The sequence below is a fragment of the Desulfurobacteriaceae bacterium genome (genome assembly GCA_039832905.1).
Taxonomy (GTDB): domain Bacteria; phylum Aquificota; class Aquificia; order Desulfurobacteriales; family Desulfurobacteriaceae; genus Desulfurobacterium.
This window is the reverse complement of the sequence record JBDOLX010000018.1, coordinates 1-23,236: the sequence shown is the minus strand read 5'-3', so window position 1 is coordinate 23,236 and position 23,236 is coordinate 1. Positions and strand designations below refer to the sequence as shown.

19 protein-coding genes are annotated in these 23,236 nt (G+C 37.7%); 9 read left to right on the top strand and 10 right to left on the bottom strand.

Going from position 1 to position 23,236, the window contains the following annotated elements; translation table 11 throughout:
* The first annotated feature begins 205 nt into the window (after positions 1-205).
* The 9 genes from metG to ABGX27_01050 all read left to right on the top strand — a co-directional run bounded on the left by metG (position 206) and on the right by ABGX27_01050 (position 12,359).
* The gene (gene metG, locus ABGX27_01090) at positions 206-1,801 is read left to right on the top strand and encodes a methionine--tRNA ligase (protein MEO2068092.1); all 1,596 of its coding nucleotides are present in this window, start codon (positions 206-208) and stop codon (positions 1,799-1,801) included.
* Between the two features lies 1 nt (position 1,802).
* Positions 1,803-2,603 (top strand): sugar phosphate isomerase/epimerase family protein, encoded by an 801-nt coding sequence (locus tag ABGX27_01085; GenBank protein MEO2068091.1) that lies wholly within the window; start codon positions 1,803-1,805, stop codon positions 2,601-2,603.
* Positions 2,539-3,072 (top strand): peptide deformylase, encoded by a 534-nt coding sequence (gene def, locus ABGX27_01080; GenBank protein MEO2068090.1) that lies wholly within the window; start codon positions 2,539-2,541, stop codon positions 3,070-3,072. The genes ABGX27_01085 and def overlap by 65 nt, the downstream gene beginning before the upstream one ends.
* On the top strand, positions 3,069-4,682 hold the full coding sequence (locus ABGX27_01075) for an NAD(P)H-hydrate dehydratase (protein MEO2068089.1): 1,614 nt from the start codon (positions 3,069-3,071) through the stop codon (positions 4,680-4,682). The genes def and ABGX27_01075 overlap by 4 nt, the downstream gene beginning before the upstream one ends.
* A complete protein-coding gene (locus ABGX27_01070; protein ID MEO2068088.1) occupies positions 4,675-6,645 on the top strand; it encodes an ATP-binding protein in 1,971 nt (656 codons plus the stop codon). The genes ABGX27_01075 and ABGX27_01070 overlap by 8 nt, the downstream gene beginning before the upstream one ends.
* A gap of 223 nt (positions 6,646-6,868) precedes the next feature.
* Positions 6,869-9,904 (top strand): molybdopterin-dependent oxidoreductase, encoded by a 3,036-nt coding sequence (locus ABGX27_01065; protein MEO2068087.1) that lies wholly within the window; start codon positions 6,869-6,871, stop codon positions 9,902-9,904.
* Positions 9,905-9,921: 17 nt separating this feature from the next.
* Complete coding sequence (locus ABGX27_01060) at positions 9,922-10,512, top strand: 4Fe-4S dicluster domain-containing protein (protein MEO2068086.1); 591 nt, start codon at positions 9,922-9,924, stop codon at positions 10,510-10,512.
* A 12-nt stretch (positions 10,513-10,524) separates the two neighbouring features.
* On the top strand, positions 10,525-11,421 hold the full coding sequence (nrfD, locus tag ABGX27_01055) for an NrfD/PsrC family molybdoenzyme membrane anchor subunit (GenBank protein ID MEO2068085.1): 897 nt from the start codon (positions 10,525-10,527) through the stop codon (positions 11,419-11,421).
* 233 nt (positions 11,422-11,654) lie between these two features.
* On the top strand, positions 11,655-12,359 hold the full coding sequence (locus tag ABGX27_01050; GenBank protein MEO2068084.1) for a flavodoxin family protein: 705 nt from the start codon (positions 11,655-11,657) through the stop codon (positions 12,357-12,359).
* A gap of 20 nt (positions 12,360-12,379) precedes the next feature.
* Here ABGX27_01050 and ABGX27_01045 read toward each other — a convergent pair whose 3' ends face one another.
* From ABGX27_01045 to ABGX27_01000, 10 genes are all read right to left on the bottom strand, one after another.
* Positions 12,380-13,192, bottom strand: coding sequence for a metal ABC transporter permease (locus ABGX27_01045; GenBank protein MEO2068083.1), 813 nt, complete (start codon positions 13,190-13,192; stop codon positions 12,380-12,382).
* Positions 13,179-13,883, bottom strand: a complete 705-nt coding sequence (phoU, locus tag ABGX27_01040; protein ID MEO2068082.1) for a phosphate signaling complex protein PhoU — start codon at positions 13,881-13,883, stop codon at positions 13,179-13,181. Before phoU ends, ABGX27_01045 begins: the two co-directional genes overlap by 14 nt.
* Positions 13,884-13,902: 19 nt before the next feature.
* Positions 13,903-14,364 carry a hypothetical protein gene (locus tag ABGX27_01035; protein MEO2068081.1) on the bottom strand — a complete coding sequence of 154 codons (462 nt, stop codon included), beginning with the start codon at positions 14,362-14,364 and terminating at the stop codon, positions 13,903-13,905.
* Positions 14,364-15,347 carry an NAD(P)H-dependent glycerol-3-phosphate dehydrogenase gene (locus ABGX27_01030; GenBank protein MEO2068080.1) on the bottom strand — a complete coding sequence of 328 codons (984 nt, stop codon included), beginning with the start codon at positions 15,345-15,347 and terminating at the stop codon, positions 14,364-14,366. The genes ABGX27_01035 and ABGX27_01030 overlap by 1 nt, the downstream gene beginning before the upstream one ends.
* A complete protein-coding gene (locus ABGX27_01025; protein MEO2068079.1) occupies positions 15,344-15,691 on the bottom strand; it encodes a DUF3343 domain-containing protein in 348 nt (115 codons plus the stop codon). The genes ABGX27_01030 and ABGX27_01025 overlap by 4 nt, the downstream gene beginning before the upstream one ends.
* Positions 15,692-15,694: 3 nt before the next feature.
* Positions 15,695-17,155, bottom strand: coding sequence for a glutamate--tRNA ligase (gltX, locus tag ABGX27_01020; GenBank protein MEO2068078.1), 1,461 nt, complete (start codon positions 17,153-17,155; stop codon positions 15,695-15,697).
* Between the two features lie 115 nt (positions 17,156-17,270).
* Positions 17,271-19,262 (bottom strand): copper-translocating P-type ATPase, encoded by a 1,992-nt coding sequence (locus ABGX27_01015; GenBank protein MEO2068077.1) that lies wholly within the window; start codon positions 19,260-19,262, stop codon positions 17,271-17,273.
* Positions 19,263-19,658: 396 nt separating this feature from the next.
* Positions 19,659-21,509, bottom strand: coding sequence for a citrate/2-methylcitrate synthase (locus tag ABGX27_01010; GenBank protein MEO2068076.1), 1,851 nt, complete (start codon positions 21,507-21,509; stop codon positions 19,659-19,661).
* A 14-nt stretch (positions 21,510-21,523) separates the two neighbouring features.
* Positions 21,524-22,825 (bottom strand): ATP citrate lyase citrate-binding domain-containing protein, encoded by a 1,302-nt coding sequence (locus ABGX27_01005; GenBank protein ID MEO2068075.1) that lies wholly within the window; start codon positions 22,823-22,825, stop codon positions 21,524-21,526.
* An 89-nt stretch (positions 22,826-22,914) separates the two neighbouring features.
* A partial coding sequence (locus tag ABGX27_01000) for an NADP-dependent isocitrate dehydrogenase (protein MEO2068074.1) occupies positions 22,915-23,236 on the bottom strand: 322 nt, incomplete at its 5' end.

Sequence of the window (23,236 nt, the reverse complement as noted above, 5' to 3'; positions counted from 1 at the left end):
CTCGGTAATGTTCTGAAATCAATTTTAAGTATAGCATACCTAAACTAACTAAAGACTAAGAAATAACGCAAACTAAAGTCTATTATTTATTTCTTGTTTTATTTGTTTCTGTATTTAGCTTGCAGTTGTAAACTTCTAACTATTGGGCACTTGCCTTAATCTTTTTCTTATAATAATTCAAACCCAAAATTCATCTGGGAGGAGAATCTTGAAAAAGTTCTACGTTACAACGCCAATTTACTACGTTAACGATAAACCCCACTTAGGACACGCTTATACGACAACAGCTGCGGACATTATTGCAAGGTTTAACAGGTTTTTAGGAAAAGATGTTTTTTTCTTAACGGGAACGGATGAACACGGACAGAAGATTGAACAAGCAGCACAAAAGAAAGGAATGACTCCAAAAGAATTTGTTGATTCTTTGGTTCCAAAGTTTAAGGAGCTCTGGGAAAAATTAAATATTTCCTACGACCACTTTATTAGAACGACAGATGAAGAACATATAAAAGCCGTTCAATATATTTTTAGAAAGTGTTATGAAAACGGGGACATCTATTTAGGAGAGTATGAAGGTTGGTACTGTATTCCTTGTGAAACTTACCATACAGAAAAAGAGCTCATCGACGGTAAATACTGTCCAATGTGTAAAAGAGAAGTTACAAGGGTAAAAGAAGAGAGTTATTTCTTCAAGCTTAGTAAATATCAAGATGCTCTTTTAAAACTTTACGAAGAGAATCCTGACTTTATTGCTCCAGAGTTCAGAAGGAATGAAGTTATAAACTTTGTAAAACAAGGGCTTAAAGACCTTTCTATTAGTAGAACAAGCTTTAAGTGGGGAATTCCTGTTCCTATAAACGATAACCACGTAATTTACGTTTGGTTCGATGCTCTTACAAACTATCTAACTGCAGTTGGATATCCAGAAGATACGCAAAAGTTTAATCACTATTGGCCAGCAGATCTTCACCTTGTAGGAAAGGATATCTTAAGGTTCCATACTGTCTATTGGCCAGCATTCCTAATGTCTGCGGAACTTCCAGTTCCAAAAAGAGTCTTCGCACATGGCTGGTGGACAGTCAATGGCGAAAAAATGAGTAAATCTAAAGGAAACGTTGTTGATCCGTTTGAGATTGTTGAAAAGTTTGGGGTAGATCAAGTAAGGTTTTTCCTATTTAGGGAAGTATCCTTTGGTCTTGATGGAGACTTTAGCTATGAAAAACTTGCAGCAAGAATAAACGGAGAACTTGCCAACGATTTAGGAAACCTATTCAACAGGACTCTTTCTATGCTTAAGAAATATAAAGGTAGCGTGGTACCAGAACCAAAAGGTATAGAAGATGAATTGGACGTTAAGCTTAAAAATAAAGCGTTAGCAACTCTTTCTAAAATGAAAGAACTAATACCAAGAGCAGAGCTAACGAGAGCTCTTGATGAAATATGGCAGTTTGTTTCTTTTGTGAACTTTTACATCGATAGAAAAGCACCTTGGACTTTAAATAAAGAAGGAAAGGAAGAACTTGATAGAGTTCTCTATAACATGGTTGAAGCATTAAGATTTATTACAGCTTTTGTATACCCTTACATGCCTGAATCTGGTGAAAAAATGGCTAAGATGTTAAATCTTGGAAAGAGTGCTTTGGATCTTCGAGTTTCCGAATTTGAAGAATGGGGAGGAATAAAGCCAGGAACAGAACTTGAAAAGGGAGGAATTTTATTCCCAAGAATAGAGATTAAGTATCTCGATGAGGACAAGAAGGAGTTTGTTGTAGAAGTAGCAAAGACAAAGAAGGGAAATTAAGATGAAACTGGTTGGTCACGTTTCAGGGAAAGAGCTTTTAAAAGGTACAGATACAGTTGAAGAGATTATAGACTTAGGAATAGGAGTTGAAATTCAACTAACATCAGATGTACTAGACAGTTTCACACTTCGCGATTTTTATGCAATTAAAAAAATCGCTAAGGATTTACCTGTAACTATCCATGCTCCGTTTTTAGACCTTAATGCCGGAGCTACTGATAGCTATGTTTTAGAAGCAACGAGGAAAAGGTTTCAAGAAACTATCTTGGTTAGTAAGGTTCTAGAGGCTGAAGTAATAGTTTTTCATACAGGTTTTCACCCAGCAAAGACTTATCCGATTTATGAACGGTGGTTAGAAAGAGCTATTGAAACTTTTGAACTTCTTGCTAAGGAAGATGTAAAAATTGCTCTTGAGAACGTATTTGATGAAGTCCCTGACCATTTACTGAAGCTTACAAATGAACTTCCAGAAAACGTTGGAATCTGCATAGATTTAGGACATCTTAACATTTTTTCAGAAGTTCCCTTGGAAGAGTGGTTTGAGGCTTTTAAAGAGAGAATTTTTGAGTTTCACGTCCACGATAATGATGGAAAAAGTGACAGCCACCTTCCAATAGGTGAGGGAAATTTTGACTTTGAAAAGTTCTTTGACTTTTTAGAAAATCTTAATAATGACTTTATATTTAATCTTGAGAATAAGTGTGTTCGGGATATTGAGAAAAGTTTGGAGGTTTTAAGTGATAAGGGATATAAGGATTTATCCAGACGAAGTTCTCAAAAAGAAAGCAGAAGCTGTAGTTGAATTCAATGAAGAAATTAGAAACCTTGTGAATGATATGTTTGAAACTATGTACAAACGCGGTGGAGTAGGGCTTGCAGCAAACCAAGTAGGAGTTCTAAAGAGGGTTGTTGTTATTGATCTTAACTCTGGAAAGGAAAATCAAGGAAAGGAAAAGATAGTACTTATAAATCCTGAGATAGTAGCTCTCGAAGGAGAGGAAGTAAAGGAAGAGGGTTGTCTTTCTCTACCTGGTCTTTACAAGAAGGTAAAAAGGGCTGTTTTTGCGAAGGTAAAGGCACAGAACCTTGATGGTGAAGAGTTTACTATAGAAGGAGAGGGTTTACTCGCAAGAGCACTTCAACACGAAATAGATCACCTTAACGGTATCGTTTTTATAGATAGACTCTCTCCCCTTCAAAGGCGCCTTGCTCTTGAGAAGTTCAAAAAACTGAAAAGGCAGTATGAAAGAAAAATGAGGGAGAAAAGATGAGGCTTGTTAAAGCCAGTGAAATGAGAAGCCACGATCAAGAAACTATAGAGAGGATAGGAGTTCCTGGTGTTGTCTTAATGGAAAATGCCGCGCGAGGTGTTGTTTCTGTAATCTATAAAGAAGTCCCTGGAAGTTCTTGTATTGTAGTCTGCGGTAAAGGAAATAACGGTGGAGATGGTTTAGCCATAGCAAGAAATCTTTACAACTTAGGATACGATGTTGAAGTTGTTTTAACAGCTTCCATTGAAGAGCTTAAAGGAGATGCAAGAATAAATGGAGAAGTTCTTTCAAAGCTAAAAGTTCCAATCCATATAGTAAAGGAAGCTTCAAAACTTTCTAAAGTACTCTCCCTTTTTGAAAAGGCAGATTTCATAGTTGATGCCATCTTTGGAACAGGGCTTACGAAACCTGTCCAAGGTTTTTATGAAGAGTTAATAAAACTTATTAACCGATCCACCAAGAAAGTTGTTTCCGTAGATATACCTTCCGGTCTTTCTTCAGATACTGGAAAGATAATAGGAACGCACGTAAAGGCTGATATTACTGTTACTTTTGGATTTCCAAAGATTGCCCACGTAATGCCTCCTGCTTGCTATAGTGTAGGTAAACTTTTTGTTGTTGACATTTCCATTCCAGAGGATGTTCCTCAGAATTTAGGACCAGAAAGGTATTTACTGACCTTTGATGAAGTAGCTTTTAGTTTTCCTTTTAGAGAGATAATGAGCCATAAATATACCTTTGGACATGTAGCTGTTATTGGAGGGTCTGTTGGTAAAACGGGAGCTCCTTGTATGGCTGCAGAAAGCTCCCTAAGAGTAGGAACTGGACTCTCAACGGTTATAGTTCCTTCATCTTTGAATCACATTTTTGAAGTCAAGTTAACCGAAACAATGTCCATTCCTGTTGAAGATAGTGGTAAGGGATATTTTGGAATAGAAACAGTAGAACAGGTCGTGAAAGCTATAGAGGAAGGGAAATTTTCTGCAGTAATCTTAGGCCCTGGACTAGGAAGTGAACCAGAAACTTACGAATTTGCAAGAGAAGTGGTAAAGTTAATTACAAAACCCTTAGTTATAGATGCTGACGGTATCAATGCTTTAAGTGAATCTTTGGAAATACTTAAAGATAAAGAACAGGAAATTGTAATTACCCCACACATTGGGGAATTTTCAAGACTTACTGGACTACAAAAAGAGAAAATACTTGAAGCACCTTACGAAGTAGCTGCAGAAATATCCACAAAATTTGGAATTAGCGTCGTTTTAAAGAGTGGAAGAACAGTAGTAGCTACTCCTAATGGAGAAGTTTTTATCAACGTTATAGGAAATCCAGGAATGGCAACAGCAGGAACTGGAGACGTTTTAGCTGGGATAATAGGTGGTTTACTTGCGATGGGACTAAGTGGAGAAACTGCTGCAAAGTTTGGAACATTCTTACACTCTTTAGCTGGAGACCTATCTGCAAAGGAACTTTCTCAAGAGTCCCTTAAAGCGTGTGATCTTATAGATTATCTACCAAAAGCCATTAAGAAAATTAAAGAGCTAGAAGAAAATCCTTCCAAACATAAGAGTCCATTTATAACCAGTTTAGAAGAGATTGTAGATGTTTAAAGTAAAAAGTAGGAAGTTTCCACAGATTCTCCTTAGCTTGTTGGGTATCTTTTTCCTTAGCGTTTTTGGTGTGGAGTTTATTTCCTCCTCTTTTGGAGAATTTTATCTTAATAACCCTATCTTTCACTTGCTTTTTGTTATCATCATAATATTGGTTACCGTCCTTTTTGCAATTTTCATAAAAAACTTAGTTCTTTTCTTTTACCCTAAGTTTAGAACAAACTTGAGATTTAAGATTTTTTCGGTTTTTGTTCTTCTCATTTTGGGACCTGCTCTGTTTACAATATTTCTCTCAAGCGGAGTTGTAAATAAAGGACTTGATAGACTCTTAAGGATTCAAGTAAAAAGAATTGTTAATTTATCCTATGAAACCTCGGAGGAGTTTTTAAATTTTATATCTAAGGACTTAGGAAGGAAAATCTCCCAGCTTACCTACAGGAAAGTTTATCCATACACCCTAAAAATATATGGAATAGACGGATACTTAAAAGTGGATCTTAAGAAAAAGAAAATTATTAGCAGAGTAGGTACTATTCCCCTTTCTGATAAAGAAATAATTGCTGTTTCAAAAGTTGATAACTACCATTACTTAGATTCTAAAGAGAAACTTTTCATCGCTTGCCGTAAAAAGCCTTTTTTTCTTGTTTGCGTTTCAAAAAAGTTTCCTGAAAGCTTAGTAAAAGACATAGAAAAAATAAGAACCTTACGTTCTAACTACGAGACACTTGTCACATATGAGAGACCAATAAAAACAGTTTATACCTTGGCTTTTGCTCTTATGGGGGTTGCTGTTCTCTTTGGGGCCTTATGGTTTGCAAGGTATTTTGAAAGAAGAATTTCTGTTCCAATAGAAGCCCTTTATAGGGCTACGAAAAAAATGTCGAAAGGCGATTTAAACGTTAGAGTAGAAGAGGAAGGGACTGACGAGCTAAAACACGTTATAACTGCCTTTAACTACATGGTAGAGCAGTTAAGAGCCTTAAAGCAAAGGTTGGAAGACAGTCGTAAGTACATAGAAAAGGTAATAAACAGTATTTCACCCGCCATTATCACTTTTAACAATGAGGGGAAAATTATCTCCTGTAACTTATCAGCAAAGGAACTACTTGGAGTTTCTAAAAGAAAAGGAGATTATCTCTGGGATCTTTTGGAGGACTATCCAGAGCTTAAAAAAGCAGTTGAAAAGCTTTTAGAAAAAGGAGTTAGAAGAACAGAGGTTAGAGAGGAAATAAATGGAAGAGAAAAATTCTTATCCGTTGAGCTTATTGTATCTCCTGAAATAGGAGATAGGGTACTGATAGTTGAAGACTTAACCAATCTTGTTAAAGCTCAAAAAGCAGAAGCTTGGAAAGAGGTTGCTCAAAGGATTGCTCACGAAATAAAAAATCCCTTAACTCCAATTACTCTTAACGCTGAAAGAATAAGGAGACAGCACAAAAAGAAAAACCCTCAAATGGAAAAAGTTATAGATAAAGCAGTGGATTCTATTTTAGCAGAAGTTGAAGTGATTAGACGACTTATAGACGAATTTAGACGTTTTGCAAGACTTCCCCTTCCTGAAAAGAAACTTACAGACGTTAATGAACTTCTAAGAAGTACTTTGGAACCTTACGAGAATAAAGTAAAAATAATATTTGAGCTTGAAAATCTTCCTCAAATACCGGTAGATAGAAGTTTAATGAGAGAGGTATTTACTAACCTTATAGATAACAGTATAGAGGCTGGATCTACAGAGGTTTCAGTATCTACAACTACAAAAGATGGGAAGGTTTTTATTGTTTTCAGGGATAACGGTCCTGGTATACCTGAGGAAATAATGGATAAGCTATTTTCTCCTTATATTTCAACCAAAGAAGAAGGATGGGGATTGGGGCTATCTATAGTTAAAAAGATAATAGAAGATCACGGAGGAAAAATATATACCGTTAATAGGAACACTTTCGTCATAGAGTTACCAATTTAATCCTCCGTTTATTACTCCTTTCCCTTCTAACCTTCTTGTCTCATTGTAGAAACAGTCTGCAAGTAGTATAGAAATTCATTTCTTTATTCGCTTGTTTCTATTTTTGAATTTCACCATATTTTTTCTATAAAATCGTGGTAAGTTATGGTTGTTTTTAATTGTTGAATGCTATACAATAGAAACAATAAGATTAAATAAAACTAAACATCTTTAGGAGGATTCCATGGGAAAAAAGGGGTTATCCCGAAGAAGCTTTATCAAAGGCTCCATAGCTGTAACGACCGGAGCAACAACCCTTCCGTTTCTAAAGGTTTCAGAAAAAGCAAGGGCTGAGGAACTTTCTCCCAAAGGTGATGTAGAGTACAAACCCAACGTTTGTGGTTTTTGTGCCAACGTATGTGGTCTTAACGTAAGGGTTCACAAGAAAGGAAATACCAAAAAGCCTTTAAAGATTGAAGGAAACAAGTACGACAACTACGCTCAAGGGAAAATCTGTGCAAGAGGGCAGTCAGGACTTTCCTATCTCTTTAATCCTGACAGGATAACCAAGCCACTAATAAGGGTTGAAGGATCAAAACGTGGAGAGTGGAAGTTTAGAGAAGCTACTTGGGAAGAAGCTTTCCAATACATAATGAAGAAGGTAATGGAAAAGAACATACAGCCTCACGAGTGGATCTTCCTTGGTGGATGGCATGGATGTGCCCAATATAGACCTTGGACTTTTTCTATTTCTCTTCTTATGGACATAATAAACGTTTGGGGAGCTCCTATTCAGAACTGTGTTGGAATGGAACACTTAGGAATACATGCCACCCTTGGATACTTTAATACCCACGAAGAAATGGTTGCCGATTATGAAAATGCAAGATTCATATTTGTAATCCGTTCAAACGGTTCTTTAGTCGGAATTTCCACAGGTAGAGCCCATAGGTTTGGAAAAGCCCTCAAAAAAGGAGCAAAAGTTGTTGCAGTTGATGTAAGACAGTCCGAAATAGCTGCAAAAGCGAACAAATTTTTAAAGATTAAGCCCGGTACTGACCTAGCCTTAGTCCTTGCAATGCTTCACGTCATACTTCATGAAAAACACCATGGTAAAAACCTCTATGCTTACAATGAGGATTTTCTTAAGTTCCACACAAACGCTCCACACATTGTTATAAAGATGCCCCACCCAGTAACCAAGCAATCTACTTGGTGGTTGCTTTCTGATAAGGATGGAATGATATGGTGGAAGAACTTCTACGTTTGGGATAACAAAGGAAACACCTTGGCTGTGCTACAAGGATACTCAAATCACAATAAAAAAGACATAAGAGGAAAAGACATTGATCCTGCTCTAGAACTTGATGAAGGAAAAAGAAAAGCAATTCTATCTATGCTTAAGAAGAAAAATCCTTATATTAGAGACGTTAAGACCGTTTGGGAACTTCTCAAAGAGAAAACAAAATCTTACACTCCTGAGTGGGCAGAAAAGATAACAACAATACCTGCTAAAGATATTCGTGAAGTGGCTATTGAATTTGCAACCAACCGTCCTTCCGTTGTGGAACCTGGTATATACGATGCAAGATATGCCAATACTATACAGTTGAGAAAAGCTCTTACTCTTATGCAGGTAATAATAAACGGTCACGATAACCCTGGTGGTTACATTGTAGGTGGAGAATTTAGACATAAGGTAGCTAAATTCTGGAACTGGTTAAACAAAGAAGGTTTTAAGAAGATAGGTGGAAAGTATGTAAAGTTTCCTCTTGGATATCCTATACACGAGTCAAAGTATCCAGCATTTCGAATGCCGGGTGTATTCTGGATGCTTGACTACTTCTTTGGAATAGTTCTTCCTAATGCCCAGAACCCAAAAGCGGTAGGAAAGTTCCTATCCACTTTGGACTATACAGACTTAGTGAAAAGTGGTACGCGAAGTGGATATCCTAACGTATCTGTTCTAAAGAGTTTTAAGCAGTGGGTAGATTACTTTACAAGAAAAAGCCAAGAACCAGGAGTTGCTTTCCCTGTATTCTCTGATTACGGATTTGAAGACGCTTTTGAAGGAAAGCTTAAGTGGAACGGAAAAGAGTATAAACCCAAAGTAATTTTTGGATACGCAGTTAACCCTGTTCTTGGAAGTCCTTACGGTGATAAGTGGAAAAAGTGGATGAAAGAGGCAGATCTTGTTGTATTTCTTGACACAATGCCAACAGATTCTAACGCCTATGCCGATGTTATCTTGCCAGACCAAACCTATTTAGAAAGAGACGATCTAATCCTTCCAAGAGGAACCTCTTACGATTTAACAGTTTTCAAGAGAGTTCCTGCTGTTGATAAACCTATGGGAACTTCTAAACACGCTGTTGACTTCTACTTTGAGATGGCTGCAGGAATGATTGGTTCCCAGCTTCTAAGAATGGGCAAGGTTAAGAATCAGCAAGAAGCAGTGCAAAAGGGAGCTGAAGTTTATATCGACTTTATTTCAAGGCTCAACGGTTGGGACTCTGAAAAGCTCAAGAAATACGTGTTTGAGGCTATGAGTAAAAGAGAACCGTTTACAAAGGGTATGTACAGATACCAACTTGAAGAACTGTCTAAGGAGATAGGTATTTCTAAAGAGAAGTTAGAAAGAGAGCTTCTTACAAAAGGCTTTTACAACATTGAAAAAATGGACGAGCTTCTTGAAAAGTGGAAGATTCCAGAAAAACTTCCAACCACTCTTCCATCAGGAAGGATAGAACTCTTTTCAACAATATTTGAAATGGTTCAAGGATTCTTTGGATACCTGCCTAACTGGGATCCTGTCTGTGAATGGGTTCCTCTAAGAAGAAAAGATAGCTTAGAAAAAGATGAGTTCTTTGTATCCCATGGAAAGTCTCCAATCTTCTCCCACACCGGTATCCATACTATAGATAACCCTCTCCTTGTTGGAGTAAGCAAGTGGAAAAAACTTGACAGGATCTACTATAGAGTTTGGATCCATCCGAAAGCTGCTGAAAGGCTAGGTATAAGGGATAACGACCTAATAGAGGTAATTAACGCAGAAGACCCTACTAAAAAAATGAAGGCAAGAGCCTTTATTACCAAGTGGGTTAGAGAAGACACAATCTTCATTCCTTTCAATGGCGGTACAGAAGCTCCTGTTAGATTCGCAGTAAAACCTCCTGAAGCTGCAAGACACGTTGATGTGCTTAACTACAAGGTAGAACCGATTATTTCCGGTTATACCAGGGATGAAATGACAGTAAAAGTTAGGAAAATTAACAGCTAAGTTAAGGGAGGAAAAAGATGAAAAATTGGGCGTTTGTTATTGATTTAAAAAACTGTATAGGCTGTAATGCTTGTATGGCTGCCTGTGCACAAGAAAATCAGACTCCTTACTGGAACGAAAAGTGGAGAACAAAAGTAGAGCAGGCAGTAGTAGGAGAAAGTAGTAGGCTTTTCTTTCCGCGTCTCTGTATGCACTGCCAAAATACTCCTTGTTATTACGCCTGTCCTTCTGGAGCCACTTACAAAACAGAAGATGGTGTAGTACTGGTTAATCCAAGCCTCTGTCTTGGTTGTGAAGCGTGCGTTATAGCCTGTCCTTACGATGCCCGTTATAGATACGAAAGAGAAGATGTGAACAAGAGTAAAGAGATCTTTGGAAAAGAGTTTGCAATGCATTTAGTTCCTCATATCGATAAATGCACCTTCTGCCATCATAGGATTTCTGAAGGATTGGAACCTGCTTGTGTTTCTACTTGTCCTACAAATTGCAGAATGTGGACAGATCTTAACGACAAGAATAATCCTGCAACAGAACTTGTTTTAAGTGGAAAAGCTAAACCTTTAGCTGAGCATTTAGGAACAAAACCAAAGGTTTACTATGTTAAGTAAAGGAGGGAAGAAATGGGAGGTTTAGAACTTACTTTTCAACATCAAAATAGTTGGCATTTAGGAATTGCAATATACCTATTCCTAGGTGGTCTTGGTGGAGCTATGGGCTTTTTAGCAGCCCTAAACCACCTTGTTTTCAAGAACAAAGACAATAACATGCACTTTTGGGGAACTTTTCTTGGGGTAGTGCTCGTCAACATTGGAGGGCTTTTCCTTTTAGTTCACATGCTACAACCTTTTAAGTTTTTCCTAGCCCTTTTTGGTGCTGCCGCCTTTGAAGGAAATTTCCACCCTTGGATAATGTGGGGAGCTAACGTAATTGTTATCTTTACACTTTCAGGTATCCTGTGGTCCTTTCTACTAAAAATGAAAAAAGAGTCTAAACTTACAAACTTTTTAGGTTGGGTAACACTAATTTCTGGAGTTGGAACTTTTACCTATACAGGTTTCTTACTATCTGTTGCCCCTGCCATTCCTGCCTGGAGCCATCCTCTTGTTCCAGTTCTTTTTGCAACTTCTGCTCTTTCAACAGCCACAGCCTTCTACATGCTTTACACATACTTTTCTAAAGGAGATGAAAGGCGTTCTTGGTGGGCTAAGTGGAATGAAAAGGTTGATATAGTTCTAATCATTGCAGAACTAATAATGCTTGGAGCTTACTTTAACTATCTTTATTATGCAAATGCTGGTGGAAAATACGTATTTGAGCATCTAACTAGCGACACTGGATTTGTCTTTGGATTTTTAATTTTGGGATTGATTGTTCCTTTAGTTTTAGAGATTTTAGCTTTGACAAAGAAAATAAAAACTTTCGTTCCAATAGCTGCAATTCTTGTTCTGGTAGGAGGTTTCTTACTTAGGTACTACATTCTTCACTATGGAGTTTATGTCTACCCTTGGCCTTCCTAAGTTTTTTTGCCCGCCTCCTGGCGGGTTCATAACTGATGTATGAAGGAGATTTTTAAAGAACCAATAGTTGTCTTACCTTTCGTTGGTTGGTTTGTTTCTAACTTTCATTTTCCTTCAACGACTTCCTGAATATAGCTTGGCCGATTTCAAAGTGCTGTGAGATCTTTTTGTTCTTTAATTTAAAGTCCTTTGAGATTTCGGTTTGATTGTATTCGACTGTAAATGTGGGAGAAATGGAAACTCTTGTATCTTCCGTGGCAACGCTAATAACTTACGTTCACTTTCTTTGGATTGATATTCCTTTCCTTTGGTATACTATCGTTCGTAATTTCTCATCATTAAGTTTTAGGGGAGGAAATATGAAAATATTGGCAATCAATGGTTCCCATAGAAAAGGTTCTACTTTAATACTACTTCAAGAAGCATTAAAAGAACTTTCAGAGTTTGAAACGGAAATCCTCTCTCTTTCTGATTATAAACTTGAATACTGTAAAGTCTGTAATGCTTGTAAAAGAAATGGTGGTATATGCGTAGTGAAAGATGGCTACGGAGAGATTGCAAAAAAAATGAAAGAAGCAGATGCAATAATTGTTGGTTCTCCTGTCTACTTTGGTTCAATTACTGGAATGTTAAAAACTCTTTTTGATAGATCTAGGACTCTAAGGGTTAACTGGGACTTAAAAGATAAAGTTTGTGCAGCAATTGCAGTAGGTGCAACAAAACATGGAGGGCAAGAGCATACTTTACAGGCAATACACGCTTGGGCTTTAATTCACGGGATGATCTTAGTAGCAGATTCAGATCCTACTGCCCACTTTGGATGTGCTGCTATCTCAAAGCAAGTAGAAGATAAATTTGAGATAGATGATTGGGGACTACAAACTGCAAGAAGTGTTGGTAAAAGGGTTAGAGAGATTCTAACGATGTTAAAGAGATAGTTTGGGGGTATTTTCCCCCTTTAATTTCTACTTAGGAAAACAGAAACAACAAAAATTAAAAACGATACGAACGTTATCGCTGCTCCCGAAGGGATATCGAGAAGAAAAGAAATTAGAATTCCAATAAATGAGGATAGAAAACCAAAAAGTAATGATAGAAAGAAGAAACTGGTATAGTTCTTAGCCACTTTAAAGGCAGAAGCAGCAGGCATAACAAGAAGCGAAAAGACAAGAATAGAGCCTACGGCTTTTATAGAGAGTGTGGTTGCGAGTGCGATAAGCAAAGATAAGACAAAAGTAATTAACTCAACAGCAAACCCAGAAGCTTTCGCTATATCTTCACTAAAAGCTGTAAGGTAAATTTCCTTCCAGAAAAAAAAGAAGAACATGAGGGTAATCAACGCTACAGTTAGTAAAAGGAAAATGTCAGAGTTCTCAACCGTTAGAGGACTTCCGAAAAGGTAGGATAGTGCTTCTGAACTGTAGCTTCCTGAAAGACTCAAGAAAATAACGGCAAGTGCCATGCTGGTAGCAAAAAGGATTCCAAGAGTTGTATCGTAGTTAACCTTCTTTTTCGTTCTAAGATACCAAATGGAAATTGCACTAATAAGAGTAAAGATTAAAGAAGAAACTAAAGGTGATATTCCAGCAAATAAGCCAAAAGAAACTCCTGCAAAAGCTATGTGGGAAAGCCCAGCTCCCACAAAAGCCATTCTTTTCAAGACTACATAGGATCCTATTGCAGAACAAATAATCCCTGATAACACACTTGCTAATAGAGCTTTGATTCCGAATCCATAGCTTAGATAAACAAAGGGATTATGTATTTCCATCTTTTTGATTCTCTTTTAGTTTCTTTAGGTATTCTTGAGCTTTCTTATGCTTTACTACATCTCCTGTCTTGTAATAGATCGCGTACTCTGCAATATTTGTAGCGTGGTCTCCTACCCTTTCAAGAGCTTTCACTACCAGAATTAACCTAACAGCTATAGCTCCATTTTCTGGGTTTTTACTTGCGATTTCTGTAAGTTCATCAAAGAGTCTTTGATAAAAACTATCCACAATGTCATCTTTGTCTATCACTTCTTTTGCAAGCTCCACATCTCCACGCAAAAGTGCCATTATGGAATCTTTTAACATTTCCCCAACTATTGTAAGCATTCTTGGTAGGTCAATGTAAGGCTTAATTGGTGGATGTTTAGCCAAACAAATTGCTGTTTCACAAATGTCCCTTGCTAAGTCTCCAACCCTTTCAAGGTCAACAATACTTTTTAAGATAGAGACAACGAACCTTAAATCGGTAGCCTCTGGAGAATAAAGGGCAAGAATTCTGACACACTTTTCCTCTATTTCAAGTTCTTTTAGGTCTATGAGTCTATCGTACTGGTAGGTAATTTCTGCCTTCTCGGTGTCTCTTTCCGTTAAGGCTTCCATTGCTTCAGTAATTATTTTCCTTGCCATGTCTGCCATTTCTATGAAGCTTCTCTTTAGTTCGTCAAGATCTTCTATGTAGCGTTCTATCATAACTACCCCCAAAAAACTTTTAATCAATCTGTTGGTAGAGTGCAGAAATAAGGATATCAAAGGTTCTGTTAATTTTGTCTTCGAAGTTCTTTAGTTGTGTAAGGGATAAATCTTTCTCTATTTCTTTAAGAAGGAAATTAAGTTCTTCTTCTCCTTCTGGATAGTTTGTTTGGTAGTAGATAAGCTTCTCAAGGAACGGAAAAAGATAGTTTTCAACTATGAAAAAAAAGCATTTTCCTTTTTCAGACTTAGAAGTTATTCTACTGTTAAGATAAATAATGTAGTTCACTTTTTCTTCAAATTCACTTCCATAAAATAAACGTTTAAACTTTAAAAGTCTTTTCTCAACTTCCCTTTGTTTGGTAGGTATTTTGTAATCCCTGTTTACTTTCCAGTCAGGGGATATTCCTTCAATCCATCTATTGGCATTTTCTTCAAATGGGAAAAGTTCGTCCTCTTTTCCAAAATTAAAACAGCTCATTAGTAATTTTCTCCTTTCACAGGACGGGAGAGGAGTTCCTCTATCACTTTCTTCATGTCCAACTTTTCATAAACAATTTTGTACACTGCTTGACAAATTGGCATTTCTACGTTGAATTTTTTGGCAAGCTTTACCACAGCTCTTACTGTGTGAACTCCTTCAACTACGTATTTCTCATCAACTTTTCCTTCTTTTCTACCTATAGACAATCCAAACTGTCTATTTCTTGAAAGATCACCAGTACAAGTTAAAATTAAGTCTCCCAAACCCGAAAGACCATAAAAAGTTTCCTCTTTTGCTCCCAAAAATTTTCCCAATCTTTTTATTTCAGAAAGTCCCCTTGTAATAAGAGCGGCACGCGCGTTGTTACCAAGTCCCATTCCATCACAGATGCCTGCAGCGATTGCTATTACATTTTTAAGAGCTCCACCGAGCTCCACACCTTTGACATCATCTGATGCGTAAAGTCTTAAGGTCTTAGTATTAAGAACTTTTACAAGATCTAAAACATCTCCGTCGTTATATCCAGCAATTACAGCAGCTGCCGGAAGTCCAGCAGCTACCTCTTTTGCGAAAGTAGGACCAGAAAGAACGTAATAGTTGTCAACTTTCCCAAAAATCTCCTCAAAGACCATAGATAGTGTTTTAAGGGTTTCTATCTCTATTCCCTTACTTGCACAGATAACCTTTTGATCCTTTATAAAAGGCTTTATCTCTTTCCAAAAGTCTCTTGTAAACTGGGTAGGAATAACAGAAAAGAAGAGGTTACAGTTCTCTTTGAAAACTTCTTTTAAATTAGAAGTAGCTCTTACATTTTTTGGGTATTTGAAACCTTTCAAATAAAATGGATTTTCTCTCTTTTCATTTATATTCTCTGCTACCTCTGCCTCTCTACACCATTGGAAGACTTCAAAACCTGCCTTTCCAAAGTGAATAGCTAATGCTGTTCCCCAGCTACCTGAACCAAGTATAGCTATTTTCACGGCTTTTCAACCTCTTGAAAAGTATCCTCCACCCTTTTGAACACTCCAGAAATTAGGATACCATTATCTTTCAGATGTTTTATTAATCTATCTTTATCCTCTTCTTTTACCAGTATTCCTACACCACACTCTTCGAAAATTTCATTAGGTATGGGGATAGAAACTGCCTTAAATCCTTTTATGTACTTTTCAGCTCTCAATCCTTCTGGAATAGAGGGAAAGGCTATACAGTATTCATATCTCTTAAAAAGACCGGTTAGACGTAGAAAATACTCTTTAGCGTGGAGTCTAATACCCGTAAGAATGAAAAACACTTTTTCTTTTAAATTTTGAGCTTCAGCCATCCCCTACTCCCGCTTAAGCTTTTCAATACTGTTTTCAAGTCTTTTTAATACCCTTTCTTTTCCAAGAAGATCTACCAGAATATCAAGTTCAACCCCTTTAGTTTTTCCGGTAAGTCCTACCCTCACAGGCATAAATAGGTTCTTTCCTTTAGCTTTGAGTTCTTTTCCTACCGCTTTTACAACTTCCTTAAACTTCTCTTTTGTTAGTTCGTCTTGAAGATCTTTAACTTTGTTGTAAAAAGTTTCAATAACTTTGAGCCTTAATTCATCTTCTAAGACAAAATTCTTTGCGTCTTCTTCGATATCAAAGTTATCCTTTAGGAAAGTTTCCATATACGTTGGTGCATCAGAGAGAACCGTAAAGTATTCCCTAGTTGCCTCAATCACTTTAGCTAGCCAATCTTTCTCGTAGTTATCTACTTTAAATCCAGCTTTTTCAAGGTATGGAATAACGAGTTCTGTTAGTTTTTCTACAGGGTAGTTTCTAATGTAAACCTGATTCATCCAATTCAGTTTTGTTGTATCAAAAACAGCAGGGGCGCTATTTACGTCTTTTATGTCAAATCTCTCAATAAGTTCTTCCAAGGATAGAATTTCCTTTCCATCTTTTGGATACCAGCCAAGGAGAGCTAAGAAGTTTGTAAAGGCCTCAGATAGATAACCCTTTTCTTGAAACTCCTTAACACTTGTTGAACCGTGGCGCTTTGATAGTTTACTTCTGTCCTGACCAAGTATCATCGGAAGGTGAGCAAACTGTGGAACTTTGAACCCTAAAGCTTCGTAGATTAGTATCTGCTTAGGAGTATTGGATATGTGATCTTCTCCCCTAATAACGTGTGTGATTCCCATTAAGGCGTCGTCAACTACAACAACAAAATTGTAAACAGGCATCCCATTTGAGCGAACAATTACAAAATCTCCACCAAGTTGTCTTGAATGAATTTCTATTTCTCCTTTAACTAGATCTTGAAACTTTATTGTTCTATCTTCAGGAACTTTAAACCTTAGAACCGGTTTTCTACCTTCTGCCCTTAGCTTTTCTTTTTCATCCTCCGTAAGATTTCTACATTTTCCTGTATATCTTGGTGGTTCTCCCTTTTCAAGTTGTCTCTTTCTCATTTCATCAAGTTCTTCTTGAGTGCAGAAACACTCATAAACAAGACCTTTTCTTTTAAGCTCTTCAATGTACTTTCTATAAATGTCTAGTCTTTCGGACTGTCTATAAGGACCAAAATTCCCTCCAACATCTGGACCTTCATCCCAATTTATCCCCATCCACCTTAAGGCATCATAAATAACCTTTACCGCTTCTTCGCTGTGTCTTTCTGTATCTGTATCCTCTATTCTTAGTATAAAAGTTCCATTGTGATGTCTTGCGAATAGGTAGTTAAATAGAGCAGTTCTTGCATTTCCAACGTGCATAAAACCTGTTGGACTAGGAGCAAAGCGAACTCTAACAGACATATATGCCTCCTCACCTAAGACTTAAACTAATCGCGTGCAGGAGAATTTTACCAGTTTGAACCTATAGTGTTTTAGAACCTTTAAAAAAGTTTTTTCTTTTTAAATAAAGACATTTCTAAATTTTCAGAAGTTTAGCATTTATTGCTACTATAACCGTACTCAAGGACATCAGTACTGCACCTACTGCTGGGCTAAGCAGGAAACCAGAATTATAAAGAATACCTGCAGCAAGGGGTATAGCAACTGCGTTGTAGCCCGTAGACCATATCAAATTTTGAACTATCTTCTTGTAAGTAGCTCGTGCAAGCTTAACTATAGAAACAACGTCCCTTGGATCATCTCTTACAAGAACTATGTCTGCAGATTCAATTGCTACATCGGTTCCTGCACCGATAGCGATTCCCACATCTGCCTGAACTAGTGCTGGTGCGTCGTTGATTCCATCACCAACCATTGCAACAACAAGACCACGGGATTGTATCTCCTTTATCTTCTTGGCTTTTTCATTAGGTAAAACCTCAGCAAAGAACTCATCAAGACCAACTTCTTTCGCAACCCAACTAGCAACTTGTTTGTTGTCTCCCGTAAGCATTATGCATTTTATCCCCATTTCTTTTAGCCTTTTTATAGCTTCCTTAGACTCATGTCTAATTATATCTGCGAGACCTATGGCACCCTTTGGTTCTCCATCTATTAAAACGTATACTACCGTTTTTCCTTCTGATGCTAACTTTAAAACTTTTTCATCATAAAGATGAATACCTTTTTCTTTTAAAAAGCCTGGACTAACAACTATTACTTTCTTTCCATTGACTTTCCCTTCAGCTCCTTTTCCTGGAATGGCTCTGAACTCCTTTACTTCCATAGTCTTTTTAGATGCAGAAACAATTGCTTTTGCTATTGGATGTTCCGAATGTAGCTCAATAGAAGCTGCGTAGTTTAGAATTTCTTCAGCGGTAATGTCTTCAGATAAAACGATTACATCGGAAACTCCAAATTTTCCTTCTGTTAACGTTCCAGTTTTGTCAAAAACTACTGCTTGAAGATTCCTTGCCTTCTCAAAAGCAATACGATTTCGTATTAGGAAACCCTTTTTTGCAGCGATAGCTGTTGAGACAGCTACTACCAATGGAACTGCCAAGCCAAGAGCATGAGGACAGGTAATAACCATAACTGCAACAGTTCGCTCTAAAGCAAAAGCTACATCTTTATGCACTATTACAGTCCACACAAAGAAAGTAATAGCTCCTCCAACTAAAGCAACTATTGTTAACCAGACTGCAGCACGATTTGCCAGATCTTGGGTTTTTGATTTGCTTTCCTGGGCTTTCTTTACAAGATCGATCACCTGAGATAGAAAAGAATCTTTACCAATTTTTTTAACTTCAACCTTAATTGAGCCTTCTCCGTTAATAGAACCACCTATAACTATACTGCCTTTCTTTTTCGGAACAGGTTTACTCTCACCAGTTAACATCGCCTCATTTACTGAAGTTTCTCCCTCAATAACGATCCCATCTGCAGGAATCTTTTCCCCTGGCTTTACAATTACTATATCTCCTGGTTTTAGTTCTTGGAGAGGAATATCTTTTAAAGTTTCATCTGGCATGAATTTATGGGCCTTTGATGGCATTAATCTGGCTAACTTTTCTAAGGCTTGAGAAGCCCCTATAATTGACTTCATTTCAATCCAGTGTCCAAGCAGCATAATATCTATCAAAGTAGCTAATTCCCAGAAAAAACTTTTTCCCTTCAGTCCAAAAACAACCAAGCTGCTGTAGATGTATGCCGTTGTTATTGCAGTAGCAATCAGTGTCATCATTCCAGGTTTTTTTGTTCTTATTTCATTAACAAAACCTTCGAGAAAGGGGAAACCACCATAAAGGTAAATTACAGTTGACAGACCAAAAAGAACATAAACATCCCCTGGAAAACTTAGCCTAATACCTAATAGGTTTTGAATGAAGGGCGATAAGATCAGAATAGGTATTGTTAGTATAGAAGAAATAAGGAAACGTCTTTTAAAATCTTCTACCATATGAGCATGGTGACTGCTATGATTCATTTTATGTCCTTCATGCTTTACATCTTTCTCATGATGAGGCATTTCTATGGTTATGTTATGATCGTTATGCTTCATACTATTTTTCATTTGAATTTCTCCTCTAAACTGTTTGCCTAACGTTTTAAAAGGTACGCAAAGAATAGTGGACTACATCCCCCTCTTTTTTGTTAAAACGTTTAAGACTTTTCCCATCTTATAAGAGTTTATCAAAATCCTTTGTTTTTTAGTAATTCATACAACTTTGAAAAAGGTGAGAAACATCACACTGATGGCCAGATCTTGAGTTTAGGTATTCTAGAGATTAGTGGATTACGGGAAATTAACTTTTTCAATGATAAGAAATACTTGGGAAATAGAAAATACAAGCTTACTTCTTTTACCTTTCTTGGTCTTTATTTTTAGATATTTTAAAAAGGGGGGACAACAGTCCCCCTAATATTAAGCTTCCTCAGGTCTCTTAACGTCGTAGAGGATATCGTCCCATGGATGTCTGTAAAGAGGCATGGCGAGTCTTTTCTCGTCAAGGATGTGTCCAATAAATCCGATAGATCTTCCAAGTACGAAGAAGGCGTTGAAGGCTCCTGCATTGATGAGTTCATCAATTTCTTCGTCTGTGTAGCCAAGGTTTCTGAACATGTCTACAAGGAGAACACCAATTGTTCCGTCAACGTTGAGAATGAGGTTCTCTTTCTTAGCTGTTGTAACCTTTTCAACTTCAAGAGCGTAGTCAAGAAGTTCTGTTGATGGGAAGTTCTCTTTTGCAAACTTCTTGAGAAGTTCAACCCTCTTGTCAGGGTTCTTTGTAGACTTAATTCTGTGTCCAATACCTGGAATTGGTATCTTCTCAACGTTCTTCATGTATTCTACGAACTCGTAAGGATCCATTCCCTTCTCTTTTGCCATCTTGAAGTACTTAGCAGCACCGTCAATAGCACCACCAAATCTTGGTCCAATTGTGAGAATACCTGTAGCAAGACAGGACATAAGATCTTTTCCTGCCCTTGCAGTTACTTTTGCGTTGTGGGCACCGGAAACAGCAGGACCGTGATCAGCAACAACCTTGATTACCATATCAATGAACTTTGAAGCCCATGCTGGGAACTTCTTCTTGAACCAAAGGAGACCAATAACATCAGCAATTGAGTAATCTTTTTCAACAACTTCAGAGATTGGAATACCGCAGTAAGTAGCCTCTTCTCCTCTGTCATCGGAAATTGTACAGATGAAGTTTGTAGGTCTTCTAACCTTTCCAGCCTTAACAGCTTTTGCATAATCTTCTGGAATTGGTGGAACTTCTGGTTCTTCAATTTCTCCAATTTCACCTTTTCTCTTAAGATCCTCGTAAACTTCTCTAATAACTTCTGGGAAGTCGTTGAAGGAATCTGGAACGATAGCTCCTGCTTCTTTGAGAGCCCTATTCTTAGCATCTGCTGTTTCTCTGTCAGCACCAGCTTTAGCACCTGCGTGTCCGAACTGAACTTCTCCACCAAAGTGCTTAGCGATTGTTCCAATACACCAAGCGATTACAGGCTTTGTAATAAGTCCAGATTTGATAGCTTCAGCAACTTTATACTCAAGCTCGCCACCAACTTCACCGAGCATTATCATGTACTTAACTTGAGGGTTCTTTTGGAATCTTAAAAGGTGATCAAGGAAGTCAGATCCTGGGAACCTATCACCACCAATAGCGATACCTTCTACGATACCATCAGCGTTTCTTGCGATGATGTTAGAAAGCTCGTTAAAGAGTCCTCCAGATCTTGTAACAAGACCGCAAGAACCAGGTCTGTGAAGTTTAGACTTAACGATGTTTTCAATTGTTCCACCAGCGTTTCCGATTCTAAATGCACCAGCAGCAATACCACCAACTGTAGCAGGACCGATTATCCACTTACCAAGCTGCTTGGCTCTAAGAGCCATATCTCTTGCAAGTCTTTCTGGAATACCTTCTGCTGTAATAGCTACAGTTCTAATAGTTGGAATGTTAAGAGCCTCGATTGTTACGTTGTAAGCAGTTCTAAAGGATGCAAAGTTAACAAGAACATCTGCTTCAGGGTGTTTTTCTGCAGCTTCAACTGTAGATCTATAGATAGGAATCATTATTTCCTGAGTTCCAAAGAAGAACTTTTCAAACTTTCTGCTTTGTGTTGGAGCAACAATAGCAACGATAGATGGAGATCTTCCTACTGTGTAGTCGTAATCGAGCATTCTTTGAATAGCATTTCTGTTAAGGTTCCAGAATATTGCCTTTGTTTCTCTGTCAAATAGAATGTAATCGGGTCTTGCCATATTCTTCCTCCAAATTAAGGATTTTCTTCAAGAGCTTTCTTAACGATTGCTGTAATGTGTGTTTCAGGTCCATAAACCTCTATTGGAAGACCAAGTTCTTCAGCTGCTTTCTTAATTCTTGCAAGACCTACTTCGTAGTTTGGTCCTCCACGACGCACGTAAATCTTAACTCCAACTTCTTTCATTTTATCTGCATACTCTTTGAAAGCATCAATAATTCCGTCAAAAGTCTTGGCAACGTCTGTAAAGTTAGCAATAGCTCCACCAATGATGAGGATCTTTGGTCTTCCTTGTGGATCTTTCTCTCTTGTCATAAGGTCAAGAACTGTTTTAACGTACTCTCTTGTTTCCGCCCTTGATGGGTTTCCGGAGTATTCACCGTAGTTAGCAAGTTCATGAACGTATCCAAGGTCAGCTACAGTATCTGCGTAAACTACAGATGCTCCACCACCTGCAACGAGTGTCCAGATTCTACCCTTTGGATTGAGGATAGTAAGCTTGAGGGAAGCTCCAGACTTTTCGTCCATTTCTTTGATGTATTTCTCTTCTGGTGTAAGTTCTCCACCAAATCCTGCTGGGAATTCTATTTCTCCCCACTTTCTACCAACTAAGAACTGAGCTGTGTCATCAAGTCTTCCTACAAAGTCAAGTGGATAAACCTTGTTTCCTACCATAACAAGTGGGTTGATTTCAAGGTATGCAAAGTGCATGTCTTTAAAGAACTTGTAAAGTCTCTTTACGAAGTCTGCATACTTTTCTTTATCCTTAATTTCTTCTGGAACGTTTTCTTCAATAAGCTTAGCAGCTTCTTCGTCAGATGCTAAAGCTGGAATAAGAACTTCTCTAACCTTATTCCAGTTCTCTTCTACGTCAATTCCACCAAAGGCAGACATGAATACTTTATCACCTTCTCTATCAAGTGTAAAAGCTACGTAGTATTCGTCTTCTTGAGCGTGTGGAACACATGGTTCAATGAGGAAGTGGGTAAGTTTTCCTTTCTTTCCTTTAATTTCTACTTCTTCTTCTCTTTTTTGCTTAATCCACTCCTTTACAGTTTCATAGTCAACATCACAAGGCTTTTCCTTCTTAAATAGAATAAGTCCGAGCTTTCCTCTTTTTCCAAAAAGCATGTCTGGCTTTGCTACAAGAGGAAGCTCTTTAAGCCATGGATATTCTTCTGGAAGCTTATCTAAGTCTGTCTGTGGAGTTACAAGAACGGATTTAAAGTCATACTCAAACGCTGGAGCAAAGTACTCGTCCCAGTGGGTAGCTAATATTCTCTTTCCGTCGTATTCCCTAATACCCCTTTGAGCCATCTAAGTTTCCTCCTTACAAGTTCTTTACATAGGAAAAGGGCTTCCACCTGATACGGTAGAAGCCCCCAAATTTTACACCAAAAATTTGCTTATAGGTTATCGATGATCTCGTTAAATGTCTTGCTTGGTCTCATAGCAGCAGTAGCCTTTTCATCATCTGGGTGGTAGTATCCACCGATATCCTTTGGAGATCCTTCTGTAGATCTGATTTCTTCTAAGATCTTCTCTTCGTTTTCGATGAGAGCTTTTGCCACAGGTTCGAAGATCTTTGCAAGTTCCTCATCCTCTTTCTGGTTAGCAAGTTCTTCAGCCCAGTAGCGTGCAAGCCAGTAGTGGCTACCACGAGTGTCAAGTTCTCCAACCTTTCTCTTTGGAGTCTTGTCATTGTCAAGGTACTTAGATACAGCCTTA

Excerpts from the sequence above, each read along its gene's own strand:
- ABGX27_01010 (MEO2068076.1), bottom strand. The coding sequence starts at position 21,509 with ATGGCAAGACCCGATTACATTCTATTTGACAGAGAAACAAAGGCAATA.
- ABGX27_01050 (MEO2068084.1), top strand. The coding sequence starts at position 11,655 with ATGGAAACTCTTGTATCTTCCGTGGCAACGCTAATAACTTACGTTCAC.
- ABGX27_01060 (MEO2068086.1), top strand. The coding sequence starts at position 9,922 with ATGAAAAATTGGGCGTTTGTTATTGATTTAAAAAACTGTATAGGCTGT.
- phoU (MEO2068082.1), bottom strand. The coding sequence starts at position 13,883 with ATGATAGAACGCTACATAGAAGATCTTGACGAACTAAAGAGAAGCTTC.
- ABGX27_01085 (MEO2068091.1), top strand. The coding sequence starts at position 1,803 with ATGAAACTGGTTGGTCACGTTTCAGGGAAAGAGCTTTTAAAAGGTACA.
- ABGX27_01005 (MEO2068075.1), bottom strand. The coding sequence starts at position 22,825 with ATGGCTCAAAGGGGTATTAGGGAATACGACGGAAAGAGAATATTAGCT.
- ABGX27_01025 (MEO2068079.1), bottom strand. The coding sequence starts at position 15,691 with ATGGCTGAAGCTCAAAATTTAAAAGAAAAAGTGTTTTTCATTCTTACG.
- ABGX27_01015 (MEO2068077.1), bottom strand. The coding sequence starts at position 19,262 with ATGCCTCATCATGAGAAAGATGTAAAGCATGAAGGACATAAAATGAAT.
- ABGX27_01070 (MEO2068088.1), top strand. The coding sequence starts at position 4,675 with ATGTTTAAAGTAAAAAGTAGGAAGTTTCCACAGATTCTCCTTAGCTTG.
- ABGX27_01035 (MEO2068081.1), bottom strand. The coding sequence starts at position 14,364 with ATGAGCTGTTTTAATTTTGGAAAAGAGGACGAACTTTTCCCATTTGAA.
- gltX (MEO2068078.1), bottom strand. The coding sequence starts at position 17,155 with ATGTCTGTTAGAGTTCGCTTTGCTCCTAGTCCAACAGGTTTTATGCAC.
- ABGX27_01045 (MEO2068083.1), bottom strand. The coding sequence starts at position 13,192 with ATGGAAATACATAATCCCTTTGTTTATCTAAGCTATGGATTCGGAATC.
- nrfD (MEO2068085.1), top strand. The coding sequence starts at position 10,525 with ATGGGAGGTTTAGAACTTACTTTTCAACATCAAAATAGTTGGCATTTA.
- ABGX27_01065 (MEO2068087.1), top strand. The coding sequence starts at position 6,869 with ATGGGAAAAAAGGGGTTATCCCGAAGAAGCTTTATCAAAGGCTCCATA.
- ABGX27_01075 (MEO2068089.1), top strand. The coding sequence starts at position 3,069 with ATGAGGCTTGTTAAAGCCAGTGAAATGAGAAGCCACGATCAAGAAACT.